General features: G+C 54.9%; 8 protein-coding genes. 6 read left to right on the forward strand and 2 right to left on the reverse strand.

Annotated elements, in window-relative coordinates; all coding sequences use genetic code 11:
• Positions 1-78: 78 nt before the first annotated feature.
• On the reverse strand, positions 79-894 hold the full coding sequence (locus HALA3H3_RS12880) for an outer membrane protein assembly factor BamD (RefSeq protein ID WP_022522020.1): 816 nt from the start codon (positions 892-894) through the stop codon (positions 79-81).
• 200 nt (positions 895-1,094) lie between these two features.
• On the opposite strand from HALA3H3_RS12880, the gene rluD reads away from it, so the two are divergent.
• The 3 genes from rluD to clpB all read left to right on the forward strand — a co-directional run bounded on the left by rluD (position 1,095) and on the right by clpB (position 5,570).
• A complete protein-coding gene (rluD, locus tag HALA3H3_RS12885) occupies positions 1,095-2,054 on the forward strand; it encodes a 23S rRNA pseudouridine(1911/1915/1917) synthase RluD (protein ID WP_009287556.1) in 960 nt (319 codons plus the stop codon).
• Entirely contained in the window at positions 2,051-2,806 is a 756-nt protein-coding gene (gene pgeF / locus HALA3H3_RS12890) for a peptidoglycan editing factor PgeF (RefSeq protein WP_009287557.1), read from the forward strand. Before rluD ends, pgeF begins: the two co-directional genes overlap by 4 nt.
• Positions 2,807-2,972: 166 nt before the next feature.
• The gene (gene clpB / locus HALA3H3_RS12895) at positions 2,973-5,570 is read left to right on the forward strand and encodes an ATP-dependent chaperone ClpB (RefSeq protein ID WP_022522021.1); all 2,598 of its coding nucleotides are present in this window, start codon (positions 2,973-2,975) and stop codon (positions 5,568-5,570) included.
• 91 nt (positions 5,571-5,661) lie between these two features.
• Here clpB and HALA3H3_RS12900 read toward each other — a convergent pair whose 3' ends face one another.
• The gene (locus HALA3H3_RS12900) at positions 5,662-7,041 is read right to left on the reverse strand and encodes a sugar porter family MFS transporter (RefSeq protein WP_022522022.1); all 1,380 of its coding nucleotides are present in this window, start codon (positions 7,039-7,041) and stop codon (positions 5,662-5,664) included.
• Between the two features lie 719 nt (positions 7,042-7,760).
• On the opposite strand from HALA3H3_RS12900, the gene HALA3H3_RS12905 reads away from it, so the two are divergent.
• From HALA3H3_RS12905 to pssA, 3 genes are all read left to right on the forward strand, one after another.
• Positions 7,761-9,485 carry an acetolactate synthase 3 large subunit gene (locus tag HALA3H3_RS12905; protein WP_053856978.1) on the forward strand — a complete coding sequence of 575 codons (1,725 nt, stop codon included), beginning with the start codon at positions 7,761-7,763 and terminating at the stop codon, positions 9,483-9,485.
• Entirely contained in the window at positions 9,485-9,976 is a 492-nt protein-coding gene (gene ilvN / locus HALA3H3_RS12910; protein WP_009287561.1) for an acetolactate synthase small subunit, read from the forward strand. The genes HALA3H3_RS12905 and ilvN overlap by 1 nt, the downstream gene beginning before the upstream one ends.
• Before the next feature lie 216 nt (positions 9,977-10,192).
• Positions 10,193-11,098: a CDP-diacylglycerol--serine O-phosphatidyltransferase gene (gene pssA / locus HALA3H3_RS12915; protein ID WP_022522025.1), complete on the forward strand. Its 906-nt coding sequence runs from the start codon at positions 10,193-10,195 to the stop codon at positions 11,096-11,098.
• The last annotated feature ends 93 nt before the right edge of the window (positions 11,099-11,191 follow it).

The raw sequence follows: 11,191 nt of genomic DNA on the forward strand, positions 1-11,191 counted from the left end.
AAAAAAAAAAACCACGCCGAGGCGTGGTTTGGTAGGTAAGTGTTGTACAGCTTTTAGCGATTGAAAGCTCGCAATGGTTTAATCATTTTGACCTAAATGCTTGGGAACAAAGCGGCTGCCCTGCAATTGCTCATGATCAGGCGCGTTCTCGCGCAGTACTGCGAGGACTTCATTGGCGCGGTCATCCATGTCTAGGCCTTGATAGCCTTCCACCATGGTGGCTAGGGCATCCCGGGTAGCGTTCGACTCTGGGTAGTTTTCGATTACCCAGCGGCCGCGTTCAACCGCTGCTAGATAAGCGCCGCGGCGCAGGTAGTAATCGGCAACGTGCAGTTCATGGCGGGCCATCAACTCACGTAAGTAGACGATACGCTGCTGGGCATCAGCAGCGTATTCACTCTGCGGATAACGCTGAATCAGCTCGCGGAAGTCATTGTAGGCATCACGGGAAGCGCCCAAATCACGCTTGGAAATATCAATCAGGCGTAGGCGCTCCAGGCTGAAGCGGCCTGCTTGCCAGGCGGAAAGACCACGCAGGTAGTACGCGTAATCCACCTGGGGATGGTCAGGATGAAGGCGAATAAAGCGGCTAGCAGCTGCCCGGGCTTCTTCCCAATCGCTGTTTTCATAGTAGGCATAGATCAGCTCGAGCTGTGCTTGCTCAGCATGGACACCAAACGGGTAGCGGGTATCGAGTGCTTCTAAACGCTCTATCGCAATCGGGTAGCGGTTGCTGTCGAGGGCTGTGCGGGCCAGCTCATAGAGCTCACGCTCCTGAACCCCAGCAAATTCATCGTCCTCTTCTTCACTTGTATCGTTACTCGCACAGCCCGCTAGAAGGGCAAGGCTTAGGGCTAGAGCACCAAAGCGGTTGGCAGCTGAAATAACGCGCATCATCATCCTCGTTGCAAACAAGCCTCGATCACCAAAAAGCGACGATGGCCATAAGTAGAAATGGTAGAATAGGTCGCAGTCCGCCCACTATAAAACACCTCGGCTCAAAACGCAGGCTTAGCGACGTTTCGTCGGGTGTCGTCACAGCTTATTTTTCCATGTCAGGGCTGGGGGTTTTTGCGTCTAAAAAGAGGTTTTTCATGTCTCGAACAGTTGAAGACACGCAGCGCGTGCCCGCTACGTTGGCCGGTGCGCGATTAGACCAAGCGGCGGCTGAGTTGTTCAGCGATTACTCCCGCGAACGCTTAAAAGCGTGGATTAACGCTGGTGAGTTGACGGTGGACGGCGCGCAAGCCAAGCCGAAAGCCAAGCTGCATGGCCATGAAGTGTTGGCGCTTCAGGCCACCATCGAAGACGATACGCGCTTTGAAGCCCAGGACATTGCGCTGGATATCGTTTACGAAGACGACACGGTGATGGTCATCAACAAAGCTGCCGGTATGGTGGTGCATCCTGCCGCAGGCAACCCGGATGGCACACTATTGAATGCACTACTGCATCACCAGCCGTCGCTTGCCGAAGTGCCCCGGGCTGGCATTGTTCACCGTTTGGATAAAGATACGACCGGTTTGATGATGGTAGCGAAAACGCTGCCCGCCCAAACGGCTCTGGTTGAACAGTTGCAGGCGCGCAGTGTGTCGCGTCAGTACGATGCTGTGGTGATTGGTAAGCCGGTGTCGGGTAGTACCATTGACGCACCCATTGGTCGTCACCCTAAAGACCGTAAACGCCAGGCCGTGACGGCTTCGGGTAAACCTGCCATTACCCATTTTCGCGTGGTTGAGCGCTTCCGTGCTCACACTCATGTGCGCTGTAAGTTGGAAACGGGACGTACCCACCAAATTCGCGTGCACATGGCCCATGCTCGCTATCCGTTAATTGGTGACCCCATGTATGGTGGTCGTGCCAAATTACCACCGGGGGCTGCTGAGCCGCTGAAAGAGATCCTGCGTGAGTTCCCTCGTCAGGCCCTTCACGCGCGTAAGTTGATTTTCAAACATCCGGTAAGCGGCGAAACATTAACGTTTCAGGCAGACCTCCCTGATGATTTGTTAATGTTGTTGGATTACCTGCGCGAAGATAATGAGACTATGCGATGAGCGATGCCATTAATTTACGGCCAACGCTTTTAGTGCCCGACTGGCCAGCGCCGACCAACGTGCGTGCCTTTGTGACGACCCGTGAATCGGGGCCTAGCCAGGGTGATTTTGCCGCTTTCAATACCGCCTCCCATGTCGGCGATAATGCTGACCATGTGGCGTTGTGTCGTCGTTTGCTGCAAAAGGAAATTGGCGATGAGCGGCCTCTGTTGTGGCTGAACCAGACCCACGGCGCCCGTGTGCAGCAGTGTTATCAGCCCGAGGCTGCCGACGCGGATGCAGCCCTTGCGACCTCCAATGAGTACGCCTGCGTCGTACTGACGGCAGACTGCCTGCCGGTGATGTTCTGCAATCGAGCGGGTACCCAGGTGGCGGTTGCTCATGCCGGTTGGCGCGGTTTGGCGGGCGGTGTGCTGGAAGCAACCATTGCCGCGATGAACACTGACCCAGACGATATTCTGGTGTGGTTAGGGCCTGCTATCTCCAACGCTCAATTTGAGGTTGGCCCTGAGGTTTACGGCGCCTTTGTTGCCGTTCACCCGGATACCGCTGACGCCTTTGACCATAGCCCTTACCGGTTGGGGCATTATATGGCCGACTTATACCGGCTGGCGCGCTTTCGGTTAGAGGCACTGGGCGTCAATCACATAAGCGGCGGCCACTTCTGTACTGCCTGCGAGTCGCGCTTCTACTCCTTCCGTCGTGATGGTGGCAAAACCGGGCGAATGGCAAGCGTGATCTGGATCAATTAATGTGAATTAAAGCTTCCATAAGTCAGCGGTTTACACTGCCACCTCTTGAAAAGCATGGAACTGACGCCATTTAACTTGTCAAGCTAATAGTGATTTAGCACGTCTAATGACACGTTATCGGGTCACGCGGTGCGTCCAAACGCACGGCTACCCCAGGAGGAATTCCATGCGTTTTGATAAATTTACCGCCAAGCTTCAAAGTGCGATTGCCGAAGCGCAGTCGCTGGCCGTTGGCCGCGGTCATAATCAGCTAGACCCAGCGCACTTGCTGCTGGCCCTGCTTGACACCAAAGACACCGGTATTAAAGCCCTGATTGAAAAAGCCGAGGGCAATCCTTCGCGTCTGCGCGATGGGTTGGTGCAGCAGTTGGATAACCTACCCAAGGTGGGGCAGTTCGACGGCGAAGTGCAGCCATCGCGGGACTTCATCAAGCTTTTTAACTTAACCGATCGCGAAGCGCAGAAGCGCGGTGATCAGTTTATCGCCAGTGAACTCGTTCTATTGGCAGCGCTGGAAATGAATTCAGCGATTACCAAGCTGCTTAAAGACGCGGGGATTAACCGTAAATCTCTTGAAGCCGCCATTAATAGCCTGCGTGGCGGTGCTACCGTCGACGATGCCAACGCCGAAGATCAGCGCGAAGCGCTCAATAAATACACCATGGATCTTACCCAGCGCGCGCTGGACGGCAAGCTCGACCCGGTGATCGGCCGCGACGACGAAATTCGCCGTACGATTCAAGTGCTGCAGCGGCGTACCAAGAACAACCCGGTGTTAATCGGTGAGCCGGGGGTGGGTAAAACCGCCATTGTCGAGGGGTTGGCCCAGCGCATCGTTAACGGCGAAGTGCCGGAAGGCTTAAAAGAGAAGCGCGTGCTCTCGCTGGATATGGGCTCGCTATTGGCGGGTGCCAAATTCCGTGGCGAGTTTGAAGAGCGCTTGAAAGCGGTACTTAAGGAGCTTTCCCAGGAAGAAGGCCGGGTGATCCTGTTTATTGACGAGCTGCACACCATGGTCGGCGCAGGCAAAGCCGAAGGTGCGATGGACGCGGGCAATATGCTCAAGCCCGCCTTGGCCCGCGGCGAGCTGCACTGCGTGGGTGCGACCACCCTTGATGAGTACCGCAAGTACATTGAGAAAGACGCCGCCTTGGAGCGCCGCTTCCAGAAAGTGCTGGTTGATGAGCCTTCTGAAGAGGACACCGTGGCGATCCTGCGCGGCTTGAAAGAGCGCTACGAAGTGCACCACGGCGTGGATATTACCGACTCGGCGATTATTGCCGCAGCCAAGCTCTCGACCCGCTATATCACTGATCGTCAGTTGCCCGATAAGGCCATTGACCTGATCGACGAAGCCGCCTCGCGGATTCGTATGGAGCTGGACTCCAAGCCAGAGGCGATGGATCGCCTTGATCGCCGTCTGATCCAGCTCAAAATGGAGCGTGAGGCGCTTAAGAAAGAGACCGACGAGGCCACCAAAAAACGCCTGGAGGCACTCAATACCCAGATTCACGAGCTAGAGCGCGAATACGCGGATCTTGATGAAATCTGGAAAGCTGAGAAAGCCAGTATTCAAGGGGCTGCTCAGTTTAAAGCTGAGCTTGAGCAGGCACGCATTGACCTTGAACAGGCCCGTCGTCAGGGCGACTTAGGTCGGATGTCGGAAATTCAGTACGGTAAGATTCCAGAACTGGAGAAGAAGATTGCCGAAAGCGGGGAAGGTGAAGCGGACACCTCAAGCCATCAGTTGCTGCGTTCTAACGTCACTGAAGAAGAGATCGCCGAGGTGGTTTCCCGCTGGACGGGCATTCCGGTCTCCAAAATGCTGGAAGGCGAGCGCGATAAGCTCCTGCGTATGGAAGAGGCGTTGCACCAGCGGGTGATTGGCCAGGATGAGGCCGTTGAGGCGGTGGCCAATGCGGTACGCCGCTCCAGGGCCGGGCTTTCTGACCCTAATCGCCCCAACGGTTCGTTTCTGTTCCTCGGCCCCACCGGGGTGGGTAAAACCGAACTGTGTAAGTCGCTGGCGAACTTTCTGTTCGATACCGAAGAGGCGATGGTGCGTATCGATATGTCGGAGTTTATGGAGAAGCACTCCGTGGCCCGCTTGATCGGTGCGCCTCCTGGCTACGTCGGCTACGAAGAGGGTGGTTACCTAACCGAAGCCGTGCGCCGCAAGCCTTATTCGGTGCTTCTGCTGGATGAGGTGGAGAAAGCCCACCCGGATGTCTTCAATATCCTGCTGCAGGTATTGGAAGATGGCCGCTTAACCGATGGCCAGGGCCGCACGGTAGACTTCCGTAATACCGTGATCGTGATGACCTCCAACATGGGCTCGGACATTATCCAGCGTATGGGGGGCGACGTTAGTACTGATAAAGATAGCGATTATGAGTCGATGAAAAACATGGTCATGGAGGTGGTGGGTAACCACTTCCGGCCTGAACTCATTAACCGCATCGATGAAGTGGTGGTGTTCCACGCCCTGGGCCAAGAGCAGATTCAGGCCATTGCCGGTATTCAGCTTGAGCGTTTGAAAGTGCGCCTTGCCGAACACGACCTGAAACTTGAGGTCAGCCCAGAGGCCATGGCGCAACTGGCGGTGGTGGGCTTCGACCCCGTGTACGGGGCGCGGCCACTCAAGCGGGCGATTCAGAGCCGTATCGAGAACCCGCTGGCGCAAGACCTGCTGGGTGGCAAATTTGCCCCTGGTGATACCATCCATATCAACGCAGAAGAGGGTAAGTTGGTGTTTAGCTCATAATTGAGCCGTCACTTCGGGTAATTGAGTAGGTAAAAAGCCTCGCGAGCTTTGCTAGCGAGGCTTTTTTTTGGCTTCTCTTAGGGGGAGGTTATCAGACGTTAACTCGGGCGCCTGATAGATGAACCCTGCGTAGTTTGACGTCGTTACCTACCAAGTGTTTTTGCAGCTCTTCAAGAGAAACATTACGTGTTTCCGGCATCAGGATCAGCACGAATACTAATTGCAGCAACATCATGATGGCGAAGAAGGCGAACACCGGGCCACCACTAAAAGTGCCCAGTACCCAAGGCATGACCAGGGTAATCAAAGCTGCGAAGACCCAGTGGATTGAGCTGCCAAAGGATTGGCCGCGAGCACGCACATGGTTGGGGAACACCTCTGCAATGAAGACCCAGATCACCGCCCCCTGACTGATAGCATGGGCAGCAATAAACAGGGCCAGTAGCAGCGGCACCTCGATACCGCCCAGGGAATCGGTAAAGAAGGCACGTGAGATCAGAACTAATGACAACAGGTACCCTGCGGAACCGATGAACAGGAGTGTGCGCCGTCCGAACCGGTCGATCAGCGACATCCCGATCATGGTGAAGACCAGATTGACTAAACCAATGCCCGCGGTGGACAGCAGTGCCGCTTGGCTGCCGAGCTGAGCGGCCTCAAGCACGCGTGGCGCGTAGTAGATGATGAAGTTGATGCCCGATAACTGATTGAAGAAGGCGATCAGAAAGGCAAGTAGGATCGGCAGCCGATAGCGGCGAGAGAAGAAGCGTGCATTAGCGGAGCGCTCCTCGTTCTCGGCGGCTCGCATGGTGGCAATTTCCGCATCAACATCCACGTCTGGGTCGATCATCCGCAGCACGCGACTTGCTTCTTTGACGTCATTGCGCTTGAGGATGAGCCAGCGTGGGCTACGCGGAACACGGGTAATCATCAGAGTATAAATCAGAGCCGGAATGGCCTCGATGCCGAGCATCCAGCGCCAGGCGATATCCCCCTCTATCATACTGCCGATGACATAGTTGGAAACGAACGCCATGAGGATACCGAAGACGATATTGAACTGGTACATGGCCACCAGCACACCCCGATGTCGAGGTGGGGCAATCTCGGAAATATAAATCGGGGCGGCGACTGAAGAGACGCCCACACCAATGCCACCGATGAGGCGGAAGAGGGCGAAGACCCAGGGGTCGGTGGCCACAGCGGATCCTATCGCCGATACCAAGTACAGAACACCAATCAACAGCAGAGTCATGCGTCGACCAAGGTGGTCGGTAGGCCAGTTACCGAAGATGGCGCCAAGTACAGTGCCCCATAAAGCCATCGACATGATCAACAGACCATGCTGCAGATCACTGAGGCCCCAGAGTGCTTGAATGGGCTTGTCGGCCCCAGAAATTACTGCCGTATCAAAGCCGAACAGGAAGCCGGCTAGTGCCACGGTAACGGACCATTGCACAATGCGTGACATGAGCTTTTCCTCGCGCTACTTGTTGCTGTAGTAGGTCAGTTGGCTGACCCTTCGTTGTTTGATGAATCGATTCACCTAATAAGTGCTAACCGTCTCCAAATAGGCTGAATTTAGAAAGCCTATGAGAAGCAAGGAAATGCTGGCGATGTTTCCTCGGAGTTGCACTTCCAGGTAATGCTGTGAGTATCAGAAATAAACTTTAGATGAATCGTGTCACCTAAAATATTACACAGCCGCACAGACGATATGCGAATTTCTCGGCTTAGACATTGGTCTCGTGCGTCGAGAATCGTATTTGGATTACCGCAACTCTGAGCCGAAAAGGGGCTCATGGGCGCATTCAGCGAGTAATGGCGGTTGACAGGGTGGGGCTGCTAATGGAATCTTGTCAGTTCCTGATTTGCGGGCGCGGATCCAACGGGCAACCCCTAATTCCCGCGCGAAGGGTAGGCGAGAGCCTCTACCCGCCGAAGGACTTCCGGGCTTGGGCTAACCGCCCAACCTGGCCAACGCCCCGACACGGCGAACTGCCGTGTAAGGGAGCGGGTGATTTATGTCGACATAAGGCACCCTCTCCCGACAAGAGTGCAGGCCCTAACCGGGCCATCTGCCAGGGTTTGGCATCAGGTGCCGGCAAGGGCCGGCAGCGGCATACCGCCGCACTCGACACCGCAGGATGTCCTGCGGATCGCACTCGAGACCTCCAGGGGAGAAATACAGTGGAACTGCTTTCCGGCGCAGATATGATCGCCCGCTTCTTGCAAGATGAGGGCATCGAATACATTTATGGTTACCCCGGCGGTGCAGCGCTGCATATTTACGATGCACTCTTCCGCCAGGACAAAGTGAAGCACATTCTGGTGCGTCACGAACAAGCGGCTACTCACGCCGCCGATGGCTATGCCCGTGCATCAGGCAAGCCCGGCTGCGTACTGGTTACCTCAGGCCCCGGTGCCACCAACGCCGTCACCGGCATCGCCACCGCCTACATGGACTCCATTCCCATGGTAGTGCTGTGTGGCCAGGTGGCAAGTCATCTGATCGGTGAAGACGCCTTCCAGGAAACCGATATCGTCGGCGTGACGCGGCCCATCGTGAAGCACAGCTTCTCGATTCGTCACCCGTCTGAAATCCCGGAAGTGCTCAAAAAGGCGTTTTATTTAGCCGCTACAGGGCGTCCGGGCCCGGTGGTGGTCGATATCCCAAAAGATATGACGGCTCCCACTGAGCGTTATGAGTACATCTATCCGAAAAAGGTCAAGATGCGCTCGTACAACCCCGTCACGCGTGGCCACACAGGGCAGATCAAAAAAGCCGTTGAGATGATACTCAAAGCCAAGCGCCCGGTGTTCTATACCGGTGGCGGCGTGGTCACGGGCAAAGCCAGCGAAGGCTTGACTGATCTGGTCGAGCAGTTGGGCTACCCGATTACCACCACGCTGATGGGCATTGGCGCGTATCCTCAAAGTGACCGGCAATGTTTGGGTTGGCTGGGCATGCATGGTTCTTATGAGTCGAACATGGCCATGCACCACGCCGATCTGATCATTGCCATTGGGGCGCGCTTTGACGACCGCGTGACCAACAGCACATCGAAGTTCTGTCCCACAGCAAAGATCATTCACGTCGACGTTGATCCGAGCTCGATCTCTAAAACGGTACGTGCCGATGTACCGATCGTGGGCCCGGCCTCCAGCGTTATCAATGAGATGATCAGTTTGGTGCAGGGGCATAAAATTGCCCATCCTGAAGCACTGACTGAGTGGTGGGAAAAGATTGATGGCTGGCGTGCCGACCGTGAAGGCAAGCTTTATGAGCCTTCCAAGGTGGGTGAAGCGCTTAAGCCACAGGAAGTTATTGAAGCGCTTTGTCGGGTAACCCGAGGCGAAGCCTACGTGACTACCGATGTCGGTCAGCACCAGATGTTCGCAGCGCAGTACTACAAGTTTGATAAACCCAACCGACTGATCACCTCAGGTGGTTTGGGCACCATGGGCTTTGGTTTCCCCGCCGCCATGGGTATCAAGCAGAACTACCCGGATGATGACGTAGTGTGCGTCACCGGTGAAGGTAGCTTCCAGATGATGATGCAGGAGCTCTCCACCTGTAAGCAGTACGGGGTGGGCGTTAAGATCGTCAACCTTAACAATGCGTCGTTGGGTATGGTACGTCAGTGGCAGGACTTGAACTATAAGTCACGCCACGCGCACTCCTATATGGAGTCGCTGCCGGACTTCCATATGCTGATTGAGGCGTATGGGTTTACCGCCATTACCGTCAATACGCTTGATGAATTGGAGCCTGCACTGGAGCGTGCCTTTGCTGATAAGCACGAGCTGGTCTTTCTTGACGTGAAGGTCGACCCTTTTGAGCACGTCTATCCGATGCAGGTGCCGTTAGGTGCCATGCGCGACATGCTGCTGTCTAAAACGGAGCGTACCTGATGCGTCATATCATCTCGATTCTGTTAGAAAACGAACCGGGTGCGCTGTCACGTGTAGTCGGGCTGTTCTCCCAGCGTAACTTCAACATCGAAACGCTTAACGTGGCGCCTACGGAAGACCCGTCGCTCTCGCGCTTAACGGTCACTACCATAGGCGATGACCGGGTGATCGAGCAGATCACCAAGCACCTCAATAAGCTGATCGATGTGGTTAAGCTGGTGGATCTCACCGAAGGCAACCATATCGAGCGCGAGCTGATGTTGGTTAAAGTGAAAGCGCTAGGCGCGGCGCGTGATGAAGTGAAGCGCACGGTGGATATCTTCCGCGCGCAGATCGTCGACGTAACGCCAAGCCTGTATACCGTGCAGATCACCGGTGATGCGGGCAAGCTTGATGCTTTCCTTCAGGCCATGGCGCCGGTGGGTATTCTTGAGGTCGCCCGTACTGGGGTCTCGGGTATTGCCCGGGGCGATAAGGTGTTGTCGCTTTAAGCACGAAAGTACTTAGCCTTTATAGTCAGCACTTAAATGTAAACATAAGCGTCGCTTCTTTCCCGGAGCGGCGCTTTTTAGTTATTAACCTGTTAGCGCTCGTTGATGCAGGCCACGCAGGGCATCAATGCAGCAATTGGCTGGCTGAGTGGCACTCACCGTGTAGAATGAAAGCGACTACGGTTCCCGTGACTTCTCTTTTAATGGATGAAAACTATGACACAGGACGCTCGCGACCAAGAGCACTCAAACTCTGATCAGTCAAACCCAGGCCAGCCAGGCTCGGCTCCGTCTGATAAAGCTGAGCAGCCAGACAGTGCTCATCAGTCAGACGTGGGCGACAATGAAGATTTGGCGGCTGCCTTTTTGCGTGAAACCGAAGTAGTCGAAGAGGCCGTAGAGGACGGTAAAAAGATTCGCCGTCGAGGCATCTATTTGCTGCCCAACCTATTTACCACTTCGGCGCTTTTTGCCGGTTTTTTTGCAGTAGTGGCGGGCATTAATGGTGAGTTTACCTCGGCTGCCGTTGCGATCTTTATTGCCATGGTACTGGACGGTCTGGATGGCCGTGTCGCCCGTATGACCAATACGCAAAGCGAATTCGGCGCTGAGTACGACAGCTTGGCTGACATGGTCTCCTTTGGTATGGCGCCCGCCTTAGTTGCCTTTACCTGGATTCTTCAGGACATCGGTAAGACGGGGTGGGTAGTGGCCTTTCTCTATGTTGCCTGCGCGGCGCTTCGCCTTGCGCGCTTTAACGTACAAATTGGTAGTGTTGATAAAAAGTGGTTTATCGGTTTGCCGAGCCCTTCTGCAGCCGCGCTAGTGGCGGCCAGTGTATGGACGTTCCATAGCTTTGATGCTGATGCCTTTGGTTTCAAACTATTGATGTTAGTAGTAGTAGCTGCGGCGGGTGTGTTGATGGTGAGTAATATCCGTTACTACAGCTTCAAGGATCTCGATTTTAAAAAGCCGGTACCTTTTGTTGTGCTGCTAGCCATAGTGCTGGCGTTTGTGTTGATCTCGGTCGAGCCTTCAGTGATGCTGTTATTGCTGTTTGGTACCTACGTGGCTTCAGGCCCTGTATTAGCCGTTATGCGTAAGGCTAAAACGAGTAGATAGTACTTTTCTCCACTTTTTTGACAGTTATTTCAAAACAGCCCTTGCCAACCCGTCAGCGAATCCGTAAAGTACGCATCCGCTGCCGGGGACGCC

Origin of the sequence: Halomonas sp. A3H3 (genome assembly GCF_000982975.1) — a bacterium.
GTDB classification, from domain to species: domain Bacteria; phylum Pseudomonadota; class Gammaproteobacteria; order Pseudomonadales; family Halomonadaceae; genus Vreelandella; species Vreelandella titanicae.

Bases quoted from the DNA above. Each gene is read 5' to 3' on its own strand.
- HALA3H3_RS12880 (WP_022522020.1), bottom strand. From the start codon at position 894: ATGCGCGTTATTTCAGCTGCCAACCGCTTTGGTGCTCTAGCCCTAAGC.
- rluD (WP_009287556.1), top strand. From the start codon at position 1,095: ATGTCTCGAACAGTTGAAGACACGCAGCGCGTGCCCGCTACGTTGGCC.
- pgeF (WP_009287557.1), top strand. From the start codon at position 2,051: ATGAGCGATGCCATTAATTTACGGCCAACGCTTTTAGTGCCCGACTGG.
- clpB (WP_022522021.1), top strand. From the start codon at position 2,973: ATGCGTTTTGATAAATTTACCGCCAAGCTTCAAAGTGCGATTGCCGAA.
- HALA3H3_RS12900 (WP_022522022.1), bottom strand. From the start codon at position 7,041: ATGTCACGCATTGTGCAATGGTCCGTTACCGTGGCACTAGCCGGCTTC.
- ilvN (WP_009287561.1), top strand. From the start codon at position 9,485: ATGCGTCATATCATCTCGATTCTGTTAGAAAACGAACCGGGTGCGCTG.
- pssA (WP_022522025.1), top strand. From the start codon at position 10,193: ATGACACAGGACGCTCGCGACCAAGAGCACTCAAACTCTGATCAGTCA.